This window comes from Xanthomonas boreopolis (assembly GCF_046529185.1).
Lineage (GTDB): Bacteria > Pseudomonadota > Gammaproteobacteria > Xanthomonadales > Xanthomonadaceae > Pseudomonas_S > Pseudomonas_S boreopolis.
This window is the reverse complement of record NZ_CP097162.1, coordinates 4,368,244-4,389,978: the sequence shown is the minus strand read 5'-3', so window position 1 is coordinate 4,389,978 and position 21,735 is coordinate 4,368,244. Positions and strand designations below refer to the sequence as shown.

At 69.8% G+C, this 21,735-nt stretch carries 13 protein-coding genes; 8 read left to right on the top strand and 5 right to left on the bottom strand.

All coding sequences use genetic code 11. From position 1 onward, the window contains the following. Positions 1-5: 5 nt before the first annotated feature. Positions 6-929 carry a hypothetical protein gene (locus tag M3M27_RS19585; protein WP_140727955.1) on the top strand — a complete coding sequence of 308 codons (924 nt, stop codon included), beginning with the start codon at positions 6-8 and terminating at the stop codon, positions 927-929. Further along, the gene (gene plsB / locus M3M27_RS19580; RefSeq protein WP_434026707.1) at positions 929-3,592 is read left to right on the top strand and encodes a glycerol-3-phosphate 1-O-acyltransferase PlsB; all 2,664 of its coding nucleotides are present in this window, start codon (positions 929-931) and stop codon (positions 3,590-3,592) included. Before M3M27_RS19585 ends, plsB begins: the two co-directional genes overlap by 1 nt. Before the next feature lie 328 nt (positions 3,593-3,920). On the opposite strand, the gene M3M27_RS19575 is transcribed toward plsB, so the two are convergent. The 5 genes from M3M27_RS19575 to M3M27_RS19555 form a co-directional block, all read right to left on the bottom strand. After that, positions 3,921-4,127, bottom strand: a complete 207-nt coding sequence (locus M3M27_RS19575; protein ID WP_140727957.1) for a YdcH family protein — start codon at positions 4,125-4,127, stop codon at positions 3,921-3,923. A 32-nt stretch (positions 4,128-4,159) separates the two neighbouring features. Continuing rightward, positions 4,160-4,981, bottom strand: coding sequence for an aldose 1-epimerase (locus M3M27_RS19570; RefSeq protein ID WP_434026706.1), 822 nt, complete (start codon positions 4,979-4,981; stop codon positions 4,160-4,162). A 5-nt stretch (positions 4,982-4,986) separates the two neighbouring features. Beyond that, positions 4,987-6,003 carry a glycoside hydrolase family 43 protein gene (locus tag M3M27_RS19565; protein ID WP_140727959.1) on the bottom strand — a complete coding sequence of 339 codons (1,017 nt, stop codon included), beginning with the start codon at positions 6,001-6,003 and terminating at the stop codon, positions 4,987-4,989. Between the two features lie 23 nt (positions 6,004-6,026). Then, positions 6,027-7,499, bottom strand: coding sequence for an MFS transporter (locus M3M27_RS19560; RefSeq protein WP_434026705.1), 1,473 nt, complete (start codon positions 7,497-7,499; stop codon positions 6,027-6,029). 65 nt (positions 7,500-7,564) lie between these two features. Continuing rightward, positions 7,565-10,477 (bottom strand): TonB-dependent receptor, encoded by a 2,913-nt coding sequence (locus M3M27_RS19555; RefSeq protein ID WP_434026704.1) that lies wholly within the window; start codon positions 10,475-10,477, stop codon positions 7,565-7,567. A 403-nt stretch (positions 10,478-10,880) separates the two neighbouring features. On the opposite strand from M3M27_RS19555, the gene M3M27_RS19550 reads away from it, so the two are divergent. From M3M27_RS19550 to M3M27_RS19525, 6 genes are all read left to right on the top strand, one after another. Further along, entirely contained in the window at positions 10,881-12,185 is a 1,305-nt protein-coding gene (locus tag M3M27_RS19550) for an MFS transporter (RefSeq protein ID WP_434026703.1), read from the top strand. Between the two features lie 94 nt (positions 12,186-12,279). Continuing rightward, positions 12,280-14,895, top strand: a complete 2,616-nt coding sequence (locus M3M27_RS19545; RefSeq protein ID WP_434026702.1) for a glycosyl hydrolase 115 family protein — start codon at positions 12,280-12,282, stop codon at positions 14,893-14,895. A 67-nt stretch (positions 14,896-14,962) separates the two neighbouring features. After that, complete coding sequence (gene uxaC / locus M3M27_RS19540; RefSeq protein ID WP_434026701.1) at positions 14,963-16,381, top strand: glucuronate isomerase; 1,419 nt, start codon at positions 14,963-14,965, stop codon at positions 16,379-16,381. 206 nt (positions 16,382-16,587) lie between these two features. After that, positions 16,588-19,302, top strand: a complete 2,715-nt coding sequence (gene galB / locus M3M27_RS19535) for a beta-galactosidase GalB (RefSeq protein WP_434026700.1) — start codon at positions 16,588-16,590, stop codon at positions 19,300-19,302. An 88-nt stretch (positions 19,303-19,390) separates the two neighbouring features. After that, positions 19,391-20,512 (top strand): endo-1,4-beta-xylanase, encoded by a 1,122-nt coding sequence (locus M3M27_RS19530; RefSeq protein WP_434028056.1) that lies wholly within the window; start codon positions 19,391-19,393, stop codon positions 20,510-20,512. Between the two features lie 158 nt (positions 20,513-20,670). Then, entirely contained in the window at positions 20,671-21,708 is a 1,038-nt protein-coding gene (locus M3M27_RS19525; RefSeq protein WP_434026699.1) for an SMP-30/gluconolactonase/LRE family protein, read from the top strand. Positions 21,709-21,735: the final 27 nt, after the last annotated feature.

The following is a 21,735-nucleotide window of genomic DNA, read 5'->3' as shown; positions in this document are numbered from 1 at the left end:
CGCCCATGCCGCCTTCGCTTGCCCGGCTCCGCCCGCCGTCCCTGCTGCCCTGGCTGCTGCTGGCCGCCGCCGTGCTGGGGGCAGGGTGCAACCGGCATTCCGCCGAGCCCCTGCCCGGCGCCGACGCGGCGCCGTCCGCGGCCGTGCACCAGTTCGTGGTGCACCTGCGCAACAACGATCTCGTCGCCTATGCCAAGACGATGGTGACCCCGGCCCAGTACGGCCAGCTGGAGACCGCCTGGCGCGAAGGCCGCAGCCGCTGGCCGTTGACCGAACTGCCGCTGTCGGACGAACTGCCGGCATTGCTGGCCGCACTGTCGCGGCCGGACGCCGAGAAGACCCTGCAGAAGTCCTTCGACCAGCAGTTCGCCGGTCAGGCCGCCGGGATCCGCGAGGCGGCGCAGTCGCTGGGCATGTTCGGCGTGCAGTACCTGCGCAACCAGGGCAGCTACAGCCCGGAGCAGCGGGGCCATTACGTGCAACTGGTGACCGCGCTCAGCCAATGGGCGGCCTCGGCGCCCCTGGCCGACCGCGGCCTGGCCCGGCAGGCGATCGCCGAGCTGGCCGCGGCCGCGCGCAAGACCGGCCTCGGCAGCGAGGCCGCGCTGCGCGAAGCCGGCATGGAGGAAAGCCTGCGCCGGCTCGGTCCGTTCTTCGCCACGGTCAAGGCCGTGCTGGCCCGCTACGACCTGCCGCTGGACACCACCCTGGACGAGCTGCGCAGCGGGCTGGTCAGCCAACAGGGCGACCAGGCGCAGGTGCGCATCCACTATCCGCTGGCCGCCGCCGAGATCGACACCACCGCCAGCCTGGTGCGGCGCGAAGGCCGCTGGTACCTGCGGCAGACCCAGGACGAGGTCGCGCAGCTGCTGGCCAGCCCGGTGCCGGCGCCGTCGCCGCCGGACACCGCCCCGACGGCTGGGCGATAATGCCGCCGATGCCAGAACAGAATCCGTTGCCCTTCCCGGACGAGCGTCCGGCCACGTCGGCGCCGCAGGACGCCGCGACCGCCGCCGAGCCCGCGCCCACCTCCGATCCGCTCCCGGCCGCGACCGCGCCGGTACCGGCCGTCGCGCCGCAGAAGAGCGAGCGCCGCCCGTTGTGGGCGCGCCTGCTCGGCCGGCTGGCCGAGCCCTGGCTGGAGCTGACCATCGAGCCGGAGCAGCCGGGCCAGTACAACGATGGCCGCCCGGTCGTGTACGTGCTGGAGGACTACGGCCTGTCCAACGCGCTGATCCTCGACAAGGCCTGCCGCCAGGCCGGGCTGCCGTCGCCGCTGGTGCCGCTGCCCGGCGACCCGTTGCAGCGCAAGCGCGCCTACCTGGCGCTGTCGCGGCGCAGTTCCAGCAATTCGCTGATCCCCGAGCAGCGCGGCGCCAGGACCCACTCCGATTCGCTCGCCAAGCTGCTGCAGGCGCACCGCACCCGGCCCGACCTGGACGTGCACCTGGTGCCGGTGTCGATCTTCGTCGGCCGCGCCCCGGACCGGCAGAGCGGCTGGTTCGCGGTGCTGTTCTCGGAGAACTGGGCGCTGGTCGGCCGCTTCCGCCGCCTGCTGGCGGTGCTGCTCAACGGCCGCACCACCATCGTCCGCTTCTCGCCGCCGATCTCGCTGCGCCAGACCGTGGACGAGGGCCTGCAGCCCGAGCGCACGCTGCGCAAGCTGCAACGCGTGCTGCGCACCCACTTCCGCCGCATCCGCGAGGCGGTGATCGGGCCCGACCTGTCGACCCGCCGCACGCTCGTGGACCAGGTGCTGGCGGCCGAGCCGGTGCGCGAGGCGATCGCCGCGCAGGCCAAGCGCGACAACAGCAAGCCGGTCGATGCCTGGCGCAAGGCCCAGGCCTATGCCTGGGAGATCGCCGCGGACTACTCCAGCCCGGTGGTGCGCTCGGCCAGCTTCCTGCTCAGCCACGTCTGGAACCGGATCTACGCCGGCGTGCTGGTGCACCACCTGGACAAGTTCAAGCAGGCCGCGCCGGGCTACGAGATCGTGTACGTGCCCAGCCACCGCAGCCACATGGACTACCTGCTGCTGTCGTACCTGCTGTACGAACGCGGCATCGTGCCGCCGCACATCTTCGCCGGCGTCAACCTCAACCTGCCGGTGGTCGGCACGCTGCTGCGCAAGGGCGGCGCCTTCTTCGCGCGGCGCACCTTCAAGGGCAACGCGCTGTACTCGGCGGTCTTCCGCGAGTACATGGCACAGCTGGTGTCGGGCGGCTACTCGATCGAGTACTTCATCGAGGGCGGGCGCTCGCGCACCGGCCGGCTGCTCCAGCCCAAGGGCGGATCGATCGCGATGACGGTGCGCGCCTACCTGCGTCAGCAGCGGCGCCCGGTGCTGTTCCAGCCGGTCTACATCGGCTACGAGAAGCTGATGGAAGGCCGCAGCTACCTGGACGAATTGTCCGGCCGGCCGAAGGAGAAGGAGTCGATCTGGGCGCTGCTGTGGGGCATCCCCAAGGTGCTCAAGCAGAACTACGGCCAGGTGGTGGTGAACTTCGGCGAGCCGATCGCGCTGGACGACGTGCTGGCCGAGCAGGCGCCGGAGTGGAACGGCCAGCCGGTCTCCGAGGAGGAGAAGCCGGCATGGCTGGCGCGCGCCGTCGACACGCTGGCCCAGCGGATCCAGGTGCACGTCAACGGCGCCGCCGACGTCAACCCGATCAACCTGCTGGCGCTGGCGCTGCTGTCCACGCCCAAGCATGCGATGGGCGAGGCCGACCTGATCGCGCAGATCGAGCTGTGCAAGAAGCTGCTGGCCGAGCTGCCGTACTCGGACCGGGTCACGGTCACCCCGCATTCGCCCGAGCGAATCATCGCCCACGCCGAGGAGATCGCCGTGCTCACGCGCACGCCGCATCCGCTCGGCGACGTGCTCGGCGTCAGCGGCGACACCGCGGTGCTGTTGAGCTATTTCCGCAACAACGTGCTGCACCTGTTCACCGCGGCCTCGTGGGTGGCGTGTTGCTTCCAGAACAACCGGCGCATGAACCGCGGTACCCTGCTGCGGCTGGGGCGCTCGGTGTACCCGTTCCTGCAGGCCGAGCTGTTCCTGCCGTGGAGCGAGGACGAGTTCGCCGAGCGCATCGACCGCACCATCGAGGTGTTCGTGCGCGAGGGCCTGCTGCTGCACGTCAACGACGAAGGCGACGGCCTGCTCGCGCGCAACACCGGGCAGACCGACGAGGTGTTCCGGCTGCGCGCCATCGGCCACTCGCTGCAGCAGGCGTTCGAGCGCTACTACATCACCATCTCGGTGCTGGCCAAGAACGGACCCGGCACGCTCGGCGCCGCCGAGCTGGAGAGCCTGTGCCAGCAGGCCGCGCAGCGCTTGAGCCTGCTGTACGCGCCGGCGGCGCCGGAGTTCTTCGACAAGGCGCTGTTCCGCGGCTTCATCCAGAAGCTGCGCGAGCTGAAGCTGGTGTGGCCGGACGAGAACAGCAAGCTGGTGTTCGACGAGCGCCTGGACGCGTGGGCAAAGGACGCCAAGTTCATCTTAGGCCGCGAGCTGCGACACACCATCGAGCGGGTGAGCCCGGCGGCGGCGAAGGTGGAGGCGGAAACGACCGGCGCGCCGGTCGACTGAGGCCCTGCGGAGGTCGGGGTGGGATGGCGCGGCGCAAGGGCCGCGCACGAGAGGACGCCGCCATGCTGTTGGGCGATCTGCGCTCCAGGAAGGACGGCAGTTGCAGGCCGGGCCGCCAATTCGGCGGTTCCCGCGCATTCGCGGCGCGAGACCAGCGGTTTCCGCAACATCCTGGTCCGCAACTGCTTGGGACCTTCGATCCCGTCAAGGTGGCCGGCTTGTCGGCCGGCATCCTTGGCCGCTGGAAGATGGCGTTCGCGCGATGCTGGCTGGCGGCGACGAAGATTGATCCGGTATACGCGATCCCATACGGGCGTTGCCGGCGCCTTCAGGCCGGCTCGTCCGGGATCAGCATGCTCTCCAGGCGCGCGATGCAGTCCTTGAGCTGCAGCTTGCGCTTCTTCAGCCGCTTGATCGCCAGTTCGTCGGACTGCGCGTCCTCGATCATCGCGGCGATGTGCGCGTCCAGTTCGCGGTGTTCGATCCGCAACCGGGCGACGCGTTCGGCGATGTCGGCGGGGGTCAGGGTCTCCACGCGGCGAGCATACACACCTGCCGCGGACGCCGTCACCGCCACTGCCAGCGGAACCAGGCCTGGACCGATTGCCCCGGCAGCAGGCGCGCGTCCGGTTGCAGGTTGAAGGCGTCCGGCGGGCCGGTCTGCGGTTCCACGCAGGTGGCATGGCCGGGCTCGTCGTAGACCACCCAGTGCCGGCAATCGGAACCGAGGACCAGTTCGTCGCCGCCGCGGTGGAGGCGGACCGGGCCGGGATGGATGAAGCAGTCGTCCCAGGGGCCCGCGGAGGGCGCCACGGGCGGCCGCGTGGCAAGGCCTTCGCGGTCGCGCGGATACATGGCCTCGGGCACGAAATCCAGGCGATCCGGCTTGCGGAACCAGGGGTGCCACCCGATCACCGGCAGCGGCATCGCGCGCTGCACGGCCTGCATCGACATCGTGAGCAGCAGGCCGTCGTCGTGCAATTCCATGACCTGCGTGGCCACGCCGCCGAACGGCCACTGCTCGTCCTCCGGAAGCGCCAGCGACAGGCGGCATCGCGCCGCCGTGTGCGACTCGACCTGCCACGGCCGCAGGAAGCCGACGCCATGGATCGCATGCGCGCCGAAGGTACGCGGCAGCCGATAGTCGTGGCCGTCGAAGCGGAACTCGCCGTGGCGGATGCGCCCGGCCCACGGCAGCATCGGATAGCAGCCCCAGGCGATGGCGGCGGCGTTGCCCTCGTCGTGGCCGACCAGCCACGACGTGCCGTGGCGGTGGACCTGGGCGATGCGCCCACCGGCCTCGGGCGCCACCTCGACGGCGATCGATCCGTGGCGGAGCTCCAGCAGCGCGCCGGGAGGGAGCGCGCGCTGGGCGATGTCGACGTGCATCGGTCTCAGCCGCCGTACGGATGCAGGGTACGGATGCTGCCGTCCTCTTCGTAGAAGATCTCGGCGACCTTGACGTTGCGCAGGTGGGTCAGCCCGCCTGACAGGATCGAGTCGTGGTAGTAGAGCCACCAGCGCCCGCCGAACTCGAGGATGGAGTGGTGCGTGGTCCAGCCGACCACCGGCGTGAGCAGCACGCCCTTGTAGGTGAACGGGCCGTACGGGCTGTCGCCCACCGCGTAGCACAATAGATGGGTGTCGCCGGTGGAGTACGACAGGTAATAGCGGCCGTTGTAGCGATGCAGCCACGGCGCCTCGAAATAGCGGCGGGCGTTGTCGCCGGCACGCAGCGGCTGCCCGTGCTCGTCGAGGATGAGCACCTCGCGCGGCGGCTCGGCGAACCGCTTCATGTCGTCGGCGAGGCGGCCCACGCGCGGGCCGAGCGCCGGCTCGTCGGCGGCCGGCTCGGCAAGCGCCGGGTCGTAGCGGTTGTCGCGGTAGTGCTGGAGCTGTCCGCCCCACAGGCCGCCGAAGTACAGGTAATACGCGCCGTCCTCGTCGGCGAACACCGCCGGGTCGATCGAATAGCTGCCGGCGATCGGTTCCGGCTCGGGCACGAACGGGCCTTCCGGGCGCGGGCCGCTGGCGACGCCGATCTGGAACAGGCCGTCCTCGCGCTTGGCCGGGAAGTAGAGGTAGTAGGTGCCGTCCTTCTCCGCCGCGTCCGGCGCCCACATCTGCCGGTGCGCCCACGGCACCTGGTCCAGGTGCAGGGCCACGCCGCAATCGACGGCTTCGCTTTCCGGCGAGTCCTGCCGGAAGACGTGGTAGTCCTCCATCATGAAGTGATCGCCGTTGTCGTTGAAGCCGACCCCGCGCTCGATGTCGTGCGACGGATAGACGTAGACCCGTCCCTCGAACACGTGCGCGGAGGGATCGGCGGTGTGGATGTGGGTCACCAGCGGCGGCGACAGGGCGCTGGCATTGAGGGCTTTCAGGCGTTCGGGATCGAGTGGTTCGCTCATGGGGGCGTGCGGTGGTGGGAGGATCAAGCGGTGGCGCGGCGTGCGTCCAGTTCCTGTTCGATGCGGCTTTCCATCCGCTTGTCGATGCGGTACAGGGCCAGCAGGGCGATGCCGGCGAGGAAGGGCACGGCGCTGTAGAGGCTGACCGTCAGGCGTATGCCGTGCGCCACCTGCGGCGACTGCACCGGCGCGGCGGCGTCGTAGCCGTAGCTGGCGAGGATGGCGGCGACCAGCGCGCCGCCGATGCTGAGGCCGACCTTGAGCCCGCACAGCATCGCCGAGAAGATGATCGCGGTGGCGCGGCGGCCGGTCTTCCATTCCGAATAGTCGGCGACGTCGGCGATCATCGCCCACAGCAAGGGCGTGGTGATGCCGTAGAAGAAGCCGTGCAGGATGTAGGCGAACACCACCGCCCAGATCGCCTGCGGGGTGAAGAACCAGAACGCCAGCAGGCACAGCGTGGCCAGCAGCAAGGCGCCGGCGAACACGTTGCGCTTGCTGAAGCGATCGGCCAGCGGCTTGGAGAAGCCGATGCCGACGATCATGAAGATGATGCCGGCGGCGCTGAACAGGCTGAACGCCGAGGTCGCCGGGTCTTCGGGCCAGTGCAGGCTCTCCAGGCCCATGCCGGTGAGCATGGCGTCGATGCCGGCGATCAGCCGGTGGAGGCCTACCTGGTCGATGAAGCCGGCGAGCGCCTGCGGATCGAGGTAGTACTTGAAGTAGTAGACGTACATGCCGCCCTTCAGGGCGAGCGTGACGAACACCAGCACGGTGAGCGCGAGCATCACCCGCCACGGCCCGTTGCCGGCCAGGTCGAGCAGGTCCTGGCGCACCGAGGACGTTTGCTCCGGGCGCGGCACGATGCGCTCGCGGGTGGAGAAGAAGGTGATCAGGAAGAACACCGTGCCTATCGCCGCGAACAGCGCCATGGTGTGTTCGAATCCCTTGGCCTTGTCGCCGCCGCCCAGGATCAGCACCAGCGGCAGCAGCAGCACCTGGATGATGAACTGCGCGATCATCACCGCGACGAAGCGGTACGAGGACAGGCTGTTGCGCTGGGCCATGTTGCCGGTGAGCACGCCGCTGAGGGCGGCGTATGGCAGGTTGTTGGCCACGTACACCAGCATCAGCAGCGTGTAGGTGGCCAGCGCGTAGACCACCTTGCCGGTCTCGCCCAGCGACGGCGTCGAGAACGCGAGCAGCGACAGCGCGCCGAACGGCAGCGCCGTCCATAGCAGCCAGGGGCGGAACTTGCCCCAGCGGCTGCGGGTGCGGTCGGCGACGAGGCCGATCAGCGGCGTGAACACGAACGCGCCCAGCAGGCCCACCACGAAGATGATGCTGGCGGCGGTACCGGCGGGTATCCGGTAGACGTCGGTGTAGAAGAACGCCAGGAAGGTGACCAGGGTCTGGAAGATCAGGTTGGCGGCCAGGTCGCCCAGGCTGTAGCCGACTTTCTCGCCGATGGAGAGGGTTTGGGTGCGATCGTTCATGGAAGCCGGCAGTGGGGGGGAAGTCATCCTTGGGAGCCCCTCTCCGCGGAGAGGGGCCGTCGATCCTAGAACGAGCCGCGGAGGCCCAGCATGATGGTGCGGCCGGGGTCGTAGATGTCGTTGACCGCGTTGTCCCAGTAGAAGTTGGAACGGCGCGCCTTGCCGGCGATGTTGATCACGTTGAGGGTGATCTGCGGCGAGGACTTGATCCACGGCAGCGTGTAGCTCGCCGACATGTCCCATTGCCCGCGCGACTCGCCGATGATCTGCGCGTACGGGATGCCGTTCTGGTTCGGGCCGGTGCCGATCACCGAGTCGGTGTGCGTGTACGACACCCGCGCCGAGAGGCCCTTGTTCTCCCAGTACGCGGTCGCGTTCCACAGCTTGGGCGCGATGCCGTACAGGTTGCCGCTGAGCTTGTCGGCGTCGTCGCCGTCGGCCGACAGGTTGATGTCGGTGTAGTTGGCCTGGATGCCCAGCCCGTCGAACACGAAGTCCAGCGGCTGCACCCAGATCACTTCCCAGCCGCGCACGTTGAGCGTGGCGTTGGCGTTGACCTGCTGCGAGACCGCCACCAGCGCGCTGTTCGGGCCGCCGCGCGAGTTGATCGCGCTCTGCTGGACCGCGTCCAGTTCGTCGAAGGGGATGCCCAGCTGCGAGAACGGCATCGTGGTGGTGCCGAGGTAGGTATAGCCCTCGATGCGCTTGTTGAAGAAGGTCAGGCCGACCATGCCTTCGCCGCCGGTATACCACTCGCCGCCCAGGTCGAGGTTGGTCGAGGTGTACGGCTTCAGGTTGGGGTTGCCCTGCGTGGCGAGGTCCGCGGTCGGCCAGCTGAGCGAGGTGGCCGGCAGCATCGAACTGGGATTGGGCCGGGTCATCGCGCGCGAGGCGGACATTCTCAGCACCACGCTGTCGGCCACGTCCCAGGCGGCGCTGAACGACGGCAGGTACTCGTCGTAGTCGCCCTTCAGGGTCTGCCAGCGGCGCACGCCGCCGAGCGTGACCGGGCCGCTGATCTCCTGCTTGGTGGAGGCGTAGCGCACGCCGGCGTTGAAGCGCAGCAGGCGGTCCAGTATCTCGGTCTCGCCGTTCATCTCGATGTAGGCGGCCCAGGTGCGTTCCTCGAGCCCGCCGGTGGAGGCGCCGGTGTTGGGACCGGCCGATTCGGGCGCGTCGTCGCGGTACTGGTAGTAATCGGTGGCGCGCTTGAAGGCGTCGAAGTCGGCGGTGATGAAGCCGTACCGGCCCGGGCGCAGGTACTGCGCCAGTTGCGCGTCGGACACGGTCGACAGCACGTACGTCTGCCAGGCCGTGCTGTTGTCGAAGCCCTGGATGCGGCGCATGTTCTCGTCGTAGGCCACGCCGACCTTGACGTTGCGCTTGTCCTCGCCGAGCTGCAGGTCGGCGCGCGCGCCCTTGGTCTCGGTCACGCGCTTCTCGTTCTGCACGTTGACGCGGCCGCCGGTCCAGGTCCAGCCGATGTTGGGATCGTTGAGGTCCAGGTCGGTGGTCCAGCGCGGCACGCCGCCGTCGTTGGTGTATTGCACGGTGGTGTAGGGCGAGTTGACCAGGATGGTGGGCGACTCGCGGAACATCCAGCTGCGGGTGGCGTTGGCCTGCACGTCGAGCTTGACGTTGCCGTCCGAGCCGAACCAGAACGTGCCGCCGGGGTTGACGCTCCAGTACTTCACGTCCTCGATGTACGGGCGCGCTTCCAGGAAGAACTGCGCGTTGGCGAACGTGGCGTCGGTGACCACGCCGTTGCCGTCGACCTGCATGTCGATCGGGATCATGCCGTTGGCGGCGAAGTTGCGGCCGACCAGGTTGACGTCGATGCGCTCGTTGGTGCGGTGCGCCTTGGTGAACATCGCGTCCAAATAGAAGTTCATCCGGTCGTTCGGCCGCCACTCCAGCGAGGCGATCGCGCCGTCGCGGTCGCGGTCGCCGGACATGTGCACCGGGCGGCCCAGGCGCGGGATCAGCGCCTCGCTGATCTGGTCGATGCTCAGGCCGGGGTTCAGCGCCAGCAGCATGTCCTTGTCGATCACCGCGCCGGGCGTCAGCCCGGCGCCGATGGCCGATGCGTTGTCCGGTACCGTGGTGGGGATCAGCCAATTGCCGCCGCCCCCGACGTTGCACGCGGCCGGGCGGCCGGTGTTCGGATCCGTGCCGGCCGGCGCGGCCAGGCCGCACTGGGTGTAGCTGAGGCCGGGATTGGTCCAGCCGACGGTCTCGTAGCCTTCCACGCCGATCTTGCCGCGCGTGGAAGTGACGCCGACGAGCACGCCGAAGGTGCCTTCGCTGTTGGTCCAGCTGCCGATCGCCGAGCCCAGCGGGGTGACCTTGTCGCTGATGTCGTTGTAGCTGCCCTGGATCTGGTAGGTCAGGTGCGTGCCGGGGCGGTCGAACGGGCGCGCGGTGCGCATGTCGACCACGCCGGAGATGCCGCCTTCGACCAGGCTGGCCTTGGGCGTCTTGTTGACCGTGAGCTGGGTGAAGAACTCGGTGGGGAACAGGTTGAGGTCGACCTCGCGGTTCTGGCTCTGGTTGTTCAGGCCGATCGAGGCGGTGGCAACCGGGTTGCCGTTGATCACGGTCTTGGTGAAGCTGTTGGGCAGGCCGCGGATGGCGATGTTCAGGCCCTCGCCGTTGACGTCGCGTTCGAGCTGGATGCCGGGAATGCGGTTGAGCGACTCGGCGATGTTGGTGTCGGGGAACTTGCCGATGTCCTCGGCGAACACCGAATCGGTGAAGCCGGTCGAATCGCGCTTGGCGTCGGTGGAGAACTGGATGCTGCGGCGATAGCCGGTGACCTGCACCTTGTCGAGGTCGGTGACGCCGGATGCCGGGGGCGAGGCCGGCTGCGCCTGGTCGGCCGGTGCCGCCTGTTGCGCCAGGACATGGCCGCTCGTGCCGGCGAGCAACGCGATGCTCAATGCACGCGCGAGCGCGCTGACGTTCAAGTGCTGCTTCACCTCACTCCCTCCGGATTGGTGACCTGCGTGCCGCGAGCCGCCCATGTCCCCTATGCGTGGATGCAACGCGCATCCGAAAAACCGGCTCTTGACGGTGCGGCGGATGATAGCGCTATCACCAGGAGCGTCACGCTGCGCAGCAGCAAACGCGATCGCCGGGGCTGCCGCGACCGGGGAATGACAGCGCTGCCATGAGCCGCCTGGACGCAGGGGACGAAAAATCCCCGGGAAAATGGATATCGATGGCATGCGCGACGGAAATCGCGATCCTCGCCATCGCTTCATACGGACCACGTGACTGCGATCCTGCAGCTTCGCTGCAGTGCAGATGGTTCCCGCAGGATGGCTGTGATAGTGATAGCGCTATCAACGCGTGGCCCGGCCGCGCCCCCGGGGAGACGAGATGGAACAGCGTGCGAGCGGCGTTGCCGAAGTGCGGTCGAGCGAGGCGCCGCCGCGCGTCGGCCGCTATCGGTGGCGCATCTGCGCGATGCTGCTGGCCGCGACCACCATCAACTACATCGACCGGCAGGTGCTGGGCGTGCTCGCGCCGTTCCTGCAGGAACACATCGGCTGGAACGAGATCGAGTACGGCTACATCGTCACCGCCTTCCAGGCGGCGTACGCGCTGGGCCTGCTGTGCGCCGGCGCGGTGATCGACCGGCTCGGTACCCGTGTCGGCTACGCCATCGCGATCGGCGTCTGGAGCCTGGCGGCGATGGGCCATGCGCTGGCGGGCAGCGTGATGGGCTTCGCGCTAGCGCGGTTCATGCTCGGGCTGGGCGAGGCCGGCAATTTCCCGGCCGCGATCAAGACCGTGGCCGAATGGTTCCCGCGCCGCGAGCGCGCGCTGGCCACCGGCATCTTCAACTCGGGCTCCAACATCGGGGCCATCGTCGCCCCGCTGCTGGTGCCGGTGGTGGCGGTGGCCTGGGGATGGCAGGCGGCGTTCCTGTGCACGGGCCTGCTGAGTGCGACCTGGCTGGTCGCCTGGCTGCTGCTGTATCGCGCGCCGGAACGGCACCCGCGGCTGTCGGCGGAGGAGCTGGCGCACATCCGCAGCGATCCGCCGGAGCCGGCGGTGCGCGTGCCATGGGCGCGCCTGCTGCGCCACCGCCAGACCTGGGCGTTCGTCGCCGCCAAGTTCATCACCGACCCGATCTGGTGGTTCTTCCTGTTCTGGCTGCCCAAGTTCCTGCACGCCGAGTACGGCCTCAGCCTGCTGGGCCTGGGCTTGCCGCTGGTGGCGATCTTCCTGCTGGCGGACGTGGGCAGCATCGCCGGAGGCTGGCTCGCTGGGCGCTTCATCAAGCGCGGTTGGAGCGTCAACCGCGCGCGCAAGGGGGCGATGCTGGTGTGCGCGCTGTGCGTGGTGCCGATCGTGTTCGCCGCCAGGGCCGACGACCTGTGGGTGGCGGTGCTGCTGATCGGGCTGGCGACCGCCGGCCACCAGGGCTGGTCCGCCAACGTGTTCACGCTGACCTCGGACATGTTCCCGCGCCACGCGGTGGCTTCCGTCGTCGGCATCGGCGGGTTCGCCGGGGCGGTGGGCGGCATGATGATCGCCACCTTCACCGGCTTCCTGCTGGAAACCACGGGCAGCTACGTACCGGTGTTCCTGATGGCGGGATCGGCCTACCTGCTCGCGCTGCTGGTGGTGCACGCGTTGGCGCCGGCGCTGGAACCGGCGCGGCTGGAAGCGCGATGAACATGCGCAGGAACGGCCCGTGCCGCGATGAGGAAGGTCCTGTCGCGGCGCGCGCCGCTCCTGCGGGAACGAGGGACGACTTTCCGAGATGACGATGCCTGCCTACCGCGCCTGGATACTCGCTTTGCTCCCGCTCGCGTTCGCCTCGTGGGCGCCGCCCGCGCAGGCGGCAGCGCCCGACGAAGCCCGCTGCAACGAACCGGCCGCGGTATGCGAGCGCACCGTCGCCGGCGCGCTGCCGTTGATCGAGCGCGGCCATCCGGTCGCGGTCCTTGCCGACGCGGGCGATTTCCCGGGCGTGCTGCGCGCCGCGCGCGACCTGCGCGACGATCTGTCCAACGTCGCCGGCCTGGAAGCGGTGTTCGCCAACGACACCGCCGCGCCGCTGCCTGCCGCGATCATCGCCGGCACGCTGGGCCGTAGCCCGCGCGTGGACCGCATCGTGCGCGAGAGGAACATCGACACGCGCGGCGTGGCCGGACGATGGGAAGCCTATCTGCTGCAAGTGGTGGAAAACCCGGAACCGGGAATCGAACGCGCGCTGCTGATCGCCGGCGCCGACAAGCGCGGCACCATCTTCGGCCTCTACGAGCTGTCGCGCCGGCTCGGCGTGTCGCCCTGGCAGTGGTGGGCCGACGTGCCCGTGCCGAGGAAAGCCGCGGCGTACGTGGCGCCCGGCCGCTTCGCCGATGCGCCGGCGGTGCGCTATCGCGGCATCTTCATCAACGACGAGGACCCGGCGCTGGGCGGCTGGATGAAGGCGACCTACGGCGGCCCCAACCACCGCTTCTACGAGCGCGTGTTCCAGTTGCTCCTGCGGCAGAAGGGCAACTACCTGTGGCCGGCGATGTGGGGGCGCGCCTTCTACGACGACGACCCTCGCAATGCCGAACTGGCCGACGAGTACGGCGTGGTGGTCGGCACCAGCCACCACGAGCCGATGATGCGCGCGCACGTGGAGTGGAAGCGCTACGGCAGCGGGCCCTGGGACTACGCCCGCAACCGCGAGGCGCTGCAGGTGTTCTGGCGCAAGGGCATCGAGCGCATGGGCGACCGCGAAGGCGTGGTCACCCTGGGCATGCGCGGCGACGGCGACGAACCGATGTCCGAGGGCACCGCGATCTCCCTGCTGGAGGGCATCGTCGCCGACCAGCGCCGCATCCTCGCCGAGGTCACCGGCAAGCCGGCCGAACGGACCCCGCAGGTGTGGGCGCTGTACAAGGAGGTGCAGGACTACTACGACCAGGGCATGCAGGTGCCCGACGACGTGACCCTGCTGTTCGCCGACGACAACTGGGGCAACCTCCGCCGCCTGCCGAAGCCGGGTCAGGCGCGGGCGGGCGGCTACGGTGTGTACTACCACTTCGACTACGTCGGCACTCCGCGCAACTACAAGTGGCTCAACACCACGCAGATCGAACGCACCTGGGAACAGATGAACCTGGCCTGGTCGCATGGCGTGCGGCAGCTGTGGGTGGTCAACGTCGGCGACCTGAAGCCGATGGAGTGGCCGATCAGCTTCTTCCTCGACCAGGCATGGAAGCCCGAGGCGATGACCCTGGACCGGCTGGCCGCCTATCCGGCGCGCTGGGCCGCCGCGCAGTTCGGCGAGCGCCATGCCGAGGCGATCGGGGAGATCCTGACCCGCTATGCGCAGTACAGCGCCCGCCGCACGCCGGAACTGACCGATGCCACCACCTGGGACCTGGCCAGCGGCGAGGCCGACCGCATCGAGGCCGAATGGAACGCACTGATCGCCCGCATGGACGCGGTGAAGCGCGAACTCCCGGCCGACGCCCATGATGCGTTCTTCCAGCTGGTCGAATACCCGGTGCTGGCGCTGTCGAACCTCGATGCGATGTACATCGCCCAGGCCCGCAACCGGCGCGACGCCGCGCTGGGGCTGGCCTCGGCCAACCACTGGGCCGACGAGGTGCAACGACGCTTCGAGCGCGATGCGGAGCTGCAGCGCCACTACGAACAGGACATCGCCGGCGGCAAATGGCGGCACATGATGTCGCAGCCCCGCATCGGCTACACGAGCTGGCAGCAGCCTGACCGCAACGTGCCGCCGGCGGTGCAGCGGGTGGACGCGAAGGCCGCGGCGGCCCCGCCGGCCGTGGCACCGGCCGTGCCGGCATGCGCGATCCCGCCGCAGGCGCGAGGCTTCGTCGAGTGCCACGGCATCGTCGCGGTCGAGGCCGAGCACCATGCGCGCGCCGTGGGCGGCGACGGCGTGGACTGGATCACGATCCCGAACCTGGGACGCACCCTGTCCGGCGTGACTTCCTGGCCGCAGACGGCGCCGGAGTCGCCGCTGTCGGCCGATGGCCCGCGCCTGGAGTACCCGTTGTGGCTGCGCGGCGCCGGCGAGGTCGAGGTGCGCGTGACCGTGTCGCCGACGCTCGATTTCCGCGGCGGCGAGGGCCTGCGCTTCGGCGTCTCCCTCGGCGACGAACCGCCGCAGGTGGTGCGCATGGCGCTCGAGCCCGCTCCCACCGGTGCCGACACGCCGGCCAAGGTCGCCTGGACCCGAGCGGTGTCCGAGCGCGCCTACGTGGCCGTGACCCGCCATCGCGCCGCGGCCGGGGCGCAGCCCCTCAGGTTGTGGCGGATCGACCCGGGCGTGGTGTTCCAGCGCGTGGAAGTGCTGCGCGGCGGCGCGCGCGACGACAGCCACCTCGGTGCGCCGGAGAGCCCGGAACGCTGACCTTCCCTTCCCGTTCCCGTCCGGGGCCTTGCCCGGGACGACGGACCGACATGCGACGATGCCCCGAATGAACGCCAAGCCCCTCCATCTCGACGAGAACCGCCTGTTTCCTTCCGATCCGGTCCAGCGCGGCATCGCCCGCCGCCTGTATGCGCAGGTCGCGCGGTTGCCGATCGTCAGTCCGCACGGGCATACCGATCCGGCCTGGTTCGCCGAGGACGCGCCGTTCGCCGATGCCACCGAGCTGCTGCTGGTGCCGGACCACTACGTGTTCCGCATGCTGTACAGCCAGGGCGTGGACCTGGATGCGCTCGGCATCCCGCGTGCCGACGGTTCGCGTGCCGCGGTCGATCCGCGTGCGGCGTGGCGGGCGTTCGCCGAGCACTACCACCTGTTCCGCGGCACGCCGTCCTCGATGTGGCTCAACCACGTGTTCGTGGACGTGTTCGGGCTGGACGTGCGGCTGGATGCCGGTAGCGCCGATCGCTACTACGACACCATCACCGCGGCGCTGCAGACCCCGGCGTTCCGCCCGCGGGCGCTGTTCGAGCGCTTCAACATCGAGGTCATCGCCACCACCGAGTCGCCGCTGGACGAGCTGCGGCACCACGCCGCGATCCGCGACAGCGGCTGGAAGGGCCGCGTGATCACCGCATACCGGCCGGACCCGGTGGTCGACCCGGAGCACGAGCGGTTCCCGGATGCGCTGCGCCGCTTCGGCGAGATGACCGGCGAGGACGTGCACGATTGGGACGGCTACCTGCGCGCGCATCGCCAGCGACGCGCGTTCTTCGCCTCGATGGGCGCGACCTCCACCGACCATGGCCATCCCAGCTGCGCCACCGCCGACCTGCCGCCGGCGCAGGCGCGCGCGCTGTTCGCCAAGATCGTGCGCGGCGATTTCGACGCCGCCGAGGCCGAGCTGTTCCGGGCCCAGGTGCTGACCGAGATGGCGGCGATGAGCCTGGACGACGGGTTGGTGATGCAGATCCACCCGGGCTGCTTCCGCAACCACAATCGCGGCCTGTTCGCGCGCTACGGCCGCGACAAGGGCGCGGACATCCCGCTGCGCACCGAGTACGTGCAGGCCCTCAAGCCGCTGCTCGACCGCTTCGGCAACGAGCCGGCGTTCAAGCTGATTCTGTTCACGCTCGACGAGAGCACCTACTCGCGCGAGCTGGCGCCGCTGGCCGGCCATTACCCGAGCCTGCTGCTCGGCCCGGCCTGGTGGTTCCACGATGCGCCGGAAGGCATGTGGCGCTTCCGCGAACAGACCCTGAGCAGCGCCGGCTTCTACAACACGGTCGGCTTCAACGACGACACGCGCGCGTTCCTGTCGATCCCGGCGCGGCACGACGTCGCGCGCCGCATCGACTGCGCGGTGCTCGCCAAGCTGGTGGCCGAGCACCGGCTCGACGAGGACGAAGCGGCCGAGGTCGCCGTCGACCTGGCCTACCGGCTGCCGAAGCGGGCCTATCGGCTGTGAGATCGCGTCGAAGAGCAGAGGGAGCAGCTTTTGTGGGAGCGGGTCTAGGTGGCCTAGGGCCATCAGCCGCGAAGGGGCTTTCATGCAGCTCCTTCTGCAACAGCCTGCACATCCATGTGCAGGGGCTCAGATGAGAAAGCCTCATCGCAGCCAAAACCGCTCCTGCGGGTAATCAGGCGGATAACAGAGATTCGAGGGATGGAAACATGAGGTCGCCAACGTGCCTGCTCGCGCTTGTGCTCGCATCGCTGGCGCCCGTGCCGAATGCCCAGGCGCAGGCGCCGCGCGAGCGCGTCCTGCTCGACACCGGCTGGCGTTTCCATCGCGGCGACCCGCCCGGCATCGAGGGCAGGCTCGACTACGACGTGCGGCCCGAGACCGGGCGGAACGTCGACGGCAAGGACGCCGATGCGCGCCCGGAGGCCGCCGCGCAGGTGCGGGCGACGCGGCCGGTGCTCAAGCCATGGATCCTGCCCACCGCCAATCCCCTGATCGCCGATCCTGCGCGCCGCCATGCGCGTCCGCCCGGCGATCCCGGCCGCGACGTGAAGTTCGTCCAGGCCGGTTTCGACGACAGCGGCTGGACGCCGGTGAGCTTGCCGCACGATTGGGCCATCGCCGGGCCGTTCCTCGCCGAAGGTCCGTACGGCGGCATGGGCCGGCTGCCGAGCTGGGGCGTGGGCTGGTACCGGCGCACGCTGGACATCCCCGCCGCCGCCGCGGGCCGCTTGGTGTTCCTCGATGTCGGCGGCGCGATGTCGTACGCCACGGTCTGGCTCAACGGCCACCTGGTCGGCGGCTGGCCGTATGGCTACAACGGCTGGCGCCTGGACCTGACGCCGTACGTGAACTTCGGCGGCCGCAACCAGCTGGCGATCCGCCTGGACAACCCGCCGGAATCCGCACGCTGGTATCCCGGTGGCGGCCTGTATCGCGACGTATGGCTGACCACCACGGCGCCGGTGCACGTCGCGCACTGGGGGACCCACGTCACCACGCCGGAGGCCTCCGCGCAGGCCGCCACCGTCGAGCTGCGCGTGGCGGTCGACAACGACGGTCGCGAGGATGCGCAGGTCTTCGTGGATACCGAGATCTTCGCGCTCGATGCGGACGGCAAGGCGAGCGCCGCCACCGTCGCGCGCATCCCGCGCGCGCGCCTGGCATTGGCCGCCGGCGAGCGCGGCGCCTACGTGGAGACCGCCACGCGCATCGACAAGCCGCGCCTGTGGGGGCCACCGCCGAACCAGCGGCCCAACCGCTATCTCGCCGTCACCACGCTGACCCGCGACGGCCGCGTCGTCGATCGCTACGAGACCCGCTTCGGCATCCGCACGCTCCGGTTCGATGCGCAACGGGGCTTGATCGTCAACGGCGAGCGCGTGCCGCTGCAGGGCGTGAACATGCACCACGACCTCGGCGCGCTCGGCGCCGCGTTCAACCGGCGCGCCGCGCAGCGCCAGCTGGAGATCCTGCAGCGCATGGGCGCCAACGCGATCCGCATGGCGCACAACCCGCCCGATCCGCAGTTGCTCGAGCTGACCGACGCGATGGGCCTGCTGGTGATCGACGAGGTGTTCGACAGCTGGGAGCGCCGCAAGACGCCGCTGGATTTCCACCTGGTCTTTCCCGACTGGCACGAGCCCGACCTGCGCGCGATGGTGCGCCGCGACCGCAACCATCCTTCCGTGATCGCCTGGAGCGTGGGCAACGAGGTCGGCGAGCAGTACACCGGCGAGGCCGGCGCGGCGATCGGCCGACGCCTGGGCGCGATCGCGCGCGAGGAGGACCCGACCCGGCCGACCACCGCCTCGATGAACTGGGCCAAGCCGGACATGCCGTTCGCCGCCGCGTTCGACCTGGTCAGCCTCAACTACCAGGGCGAGGGCATCCGCCAGGAGCCGGAGTTCGAGGGCACCGACCGCATCCGCACGCCGCCGCAGTACCCCGCCTTCCACAGGGCGTTCCCGGGCAAGGCGATCATCGGCAGCGAGACCGCCTCGGCGCTGAGCAGCCGCGGCGTGTACCTGTTCCCGGTGTCGCCGCTGGCCAGCGCGCCGGTGCGCGATGGCCGCGGCGGCGATCCGGCGAGCCGCCAGGTCAGCGCCTACGAGCTGCACGCGGTGGACTTCGGCTCCACCGCCGACAAGGTGTTCGCCACGCTGGACCGGCACCCGTTCGTGGCGGGCGAGTTCGTCTGGACCGGCTTCGACTACCTGGGCGAACCGACCCCGTACTACAGCGCGCGCAGCTCGTACTCCGGCATCGTCGACCTGGCCGGATTCCCCAAAGACCGCTACTGGCTGTACCAGTCGCGCTGGCGCCCGGACCTGCCGATGGCGCACCTGCTGCCGCACTGGACCTGGCCCGGTCGCGAGGGGCAGGTCACGCCGGTGCACGTGTTCACCTCGGGCGACGAGGCCGAGCTGTTCGTCAACGGCGTCTCGCAGGGACGCAAGAAGAAGGCGCCGTACGAATACCGGTTGCGCTGGGACAAGGTGACCTACCAGCCCGGCGAACTGCGCGTGCAGGCGTACAGGCACGGCAAGCCGTGGGCGAGCGACAGCGTGCGCACCGCCGGCGCGCCGGCCCGGCTGGCGCTCAGCGTCGACCGCGATGCGATCCAGGGCGACGGCCGCGACCTGGCGTTCGCGACGGTACTCGTCCTGGATGCGCATGGCACGCCGGTGCCGACCGCGAACCTGCGCCTGCGCTTCGACATCGAGGGCGCGGGCGAGATCGTCGCCACCGACAACGGCGATCCGACCGACATGACCCCGTTCCCCTCGCGCGAGCGCGCGGCGTTCGGCGGGCTGGCGCTGGCGATCGTGCGCGGGCGGCCCGGCGCGTCGGGCCCGGCGACGCTGCGCGTGAGCGCCGATGGGGTGCAGGGCGCGGCGGTGCCGGTGGATGTCGTCCGTTGATGTACCTGCCTTGCCGTCGCTTCGGCCTGTACGGCGGCGATGGCGGGAGTCCCACAAGGAGAACCGAATGAAACACGTAATCGCATCGATGGTCCTGTTGATCGCCTCGGCCGGCGCGCGAGCCGCGGATGCCGGTTCGCTCAAGCAGGCCTATGCCGACGATTTCCTGGTCGGCACCGCCGTCAACGCGCAGATCGTCTCCGGCGAGGACGCGGCGAGCGCCGCGCTGGTATCGCGCCACTTCAACGCGATCACCGCCGAGAACGTGATGAAGGTCGAGGTGATCCATCCGCGCCCCGACGTCTACGACTTCGCCGCGGCCGACGCGTTCGTCGACTACGGCAAGCGCCAGGGCATGTTCGTGGTCGGCCACACGCTGGTCTGGCACAACCAGACCCCGGACTGGTTCTTCCGGGATGCCGCGGGAAGACCCAACACGCCGCAGGCGCAGCTGCAGCGCATGCGCGACTACATCGCCAAGGTCGCCGGCCGCTATGCCGGGCGGGTCGATGCGTGGGACGTGGTGAACGAGATCATGGACGAGGACGGCAAGTACCGCGACACCGTCTGGACCCGCAGCGTGGGCGACGGCGACACCGTGGTGCGCACCGCCTTCGAGGCCGCCGCGCGCGCCGCGCCCGGTACCGAGCTCTACTACAACGACTTCAACGCCTGGCGCCCGGCCAAGCGCGACGGCATCGTGCGCATGGTGAAGATGCTGCAGGCCGCCGGCATCCGCATCGACGGCATCGGCATGCAGGGCCATTGGGGCCTGGACTACCCGAGCCTGCAGGACATCGAGGCCGCCATCGACGCCTACGCCGCGCTGGGCGTCAAGGTGATGATCACCGAGCTGGACATCGACGTGCTGCCGCTGACCCGCGAGGGCCAGGTCGTCGGCACGGTGATGGAACACCCGCAGTTCCAGCTGCCGGAGTTCAAGCGCTATCTCGATCCATGGCCGCGCGGCCTGCCCGACGACGTGCAGCGGCAGCTGGCGCGGCGCTACGCCGAGCTGTTCGCGCTGTTCCATCGCAAGCGCGACGCGATCGCGCGCGTCAGCGTCTGGGGCGTGCACGACGGCATGTCGTGGAAGAACGACTATCCGGTGCCGGGCCGCACCAACTATCCGCTGCTGTTCGACCGGCAACGCCAACCCAAGCCCGCGCTGGAAGCCGTGCTCGCCGTGCCGCAGGGCGGAGGCCGATAGCACGCCCCGGTTCCTCTCCCGCAGGCGGGAGAGGGAGCGCGCGCAAAGCAGGCGAGGGTGGGCAGGCTTCTCCTGCAGCACCCACCCACATCGCGAACAGAGGCTCAGCCCACCCACCGGATGGCATCATTGCCCTCTCGCAACCACGGACCCCGACGATGCGTACGTTGCCCCGCCTCCTGCTGGCCGTTTCCTTCCTGGCGCTGGCCGCCTGCGCGCAGGCCGACACGCCGGCGGCGCCTGCCGCCGCGCTCGGCCGCCTGACCACGTTCGATCCTGCCTTCCGCGATGCGGTCGCGCCCGATGCGCGCATCGAGAAGCTGGCCGAAGGCTTCACCTGGTCCGAAGGCCCGGCCTGGGTCCGCAAGGGCGGCTACCTGTTGTTCACCGACGTGCCCGAAAACAAGCTCTACCGCTGGTCGCAGCGCGACGGCCTGTCGGTGTTCCTGTCGCCGTCCGGCTACACCGGTCCCGAGCTGGACACCCTGCGCGAGCCCGGCGCCAACGGCCTGTATCCCGAGCCCGACGGCGGCGTGCTGCTGGCCGACTCCGGCAGCCGCAGCCTCGCCCGCCTCGATCCGGCCACCAAGCGCAAGACGGTGCTGGCGAGCCGGTTCCAGGGCAAGCGCTTCAACAGCCCCAACGACGTGGTCCGCCGCCTCGACGGCGTGGCGTTCTTCACCGATCCGCCCTATGGCCTGAAGGACGGGAACGAATCCAAGGCCAAGCAACTGCCGTTCAACGGCGTCTACCGCCTCGACGACGACGGCAGCGTGCATCTGCTGGACGACAGCCTGACCTACCCGAACGGCATCGCGCTCTCGCCCGACGAACGCACCCTGTACGTCTCCAACTCCGATCCGGCACGCCCGATCTGGATGGCCTACACGCTCGATGCCAAGGGCGAAGTCGTCTCCAGGCGCGTGTTCGCCGACGCCACGGACCTGGCCGGCAAGGACGTGCCCGGGTTGCCCGACGGCATGGCCGTGGCGAGCGACGGCCGCCTGTTCGCCACCGGTCCCGGCGGCGTGATCGTGTTCGGCCCGGACGGCAAGCGCCTCGGCCGCATCGAGACCGGCGGCGCGATCTCCAACTGCGCCTTCGGCGACGACGGCCATTCGCTCTACATGACCTCCGGCGCGTTCCTCGCCCGCGTGCGGGTACTCGCCACCGGCCTGGGGTTCGGCACCGACTGATCTGTAGACCGGTACATGCCGGCGACG

Excerpts from the sequence above, each read along its gene's own strand:
- M3M27_RS19585 (WP_140727955.1), top strand. The coding sequence starts at position 6 with ATGCCGCCTTCGCTTGCCCGGCTCCGCCCGCCGTCCCTGCTGCCCTGG.
- plsB (WP_434026707.1), top strand. The coding sequence starts at position 929 with ATGCCGCCGATGCCAGAACAGAATCCGTTGCCCTTCCCGGACGAGCGT.
- M3M27_RS19570 (WP_434026706.1), bottom strand. The coding sequence starts at position 4,981 with ATGCACGTCGACATCGCCCAGCGCGCGCTCCCTCCCGGCGCGCTGCTG.
- M3M27_RS19565 (WP_140727959.1), bottom strand. The coding sequence starts at position 6,003 with ATGAGCGAACCACTCGATCCCGAACGCCTGAAAGCCCTCAATGCCAGC.
- M3M27_RS19560 (WP_434026705.1), bottom strand. The coding sequence starts at position 7,499 with ATGAACGATCGCACCCAAACCCTCTCCATCGGCGAGAAAGTCGGCTAC.
- M3M27_RS19550 (WP_434026703.1), top strand. The coding sequence starts at position 10,881 with ATGGAACAGCGTGCGAGCGGCGTTGCCGAAGTGCGGTCGAGCGAGGCG.
- M3M27_RS19545 (WP_434026702.1), top strand. The coding sequence starts at position 12,280 with ATGCCTGCCTACCGCGCCTGGATACTCGCTTTGCTCCCGCTCGCGTTC.
- uxaC (WP_434026701.1), top strand. The coding sequence starts at position 14,963 with ATGAACGCCAAGCCCCTCCATCTCGACGAGAACCGCCTGTTTCCTTCC.
- galB (WP_434026700.1), top strand. The coding sequence starts at position 16,588 with ATGAGGTCGCCAACGTGCCTGCTCGCGCTTGTGCTCGCATCGCTGGCG.
- M3M27_RS19530 (WP_434028056.1), top strand. The coding sequence starts at position 19,391 with ATGGTCCTGTTGATCGCCTCGGCCGGCGCGCGAGCCGCGGATGCCGGT.
- M3M27_RS19525 (WP_434026699.1), top strand. The coding sequence starts at position 20,671 with ATGCGTACGTTGCCCCGCCTCCTGCTGGCCGTTTCCTTCCTGGCGCTG.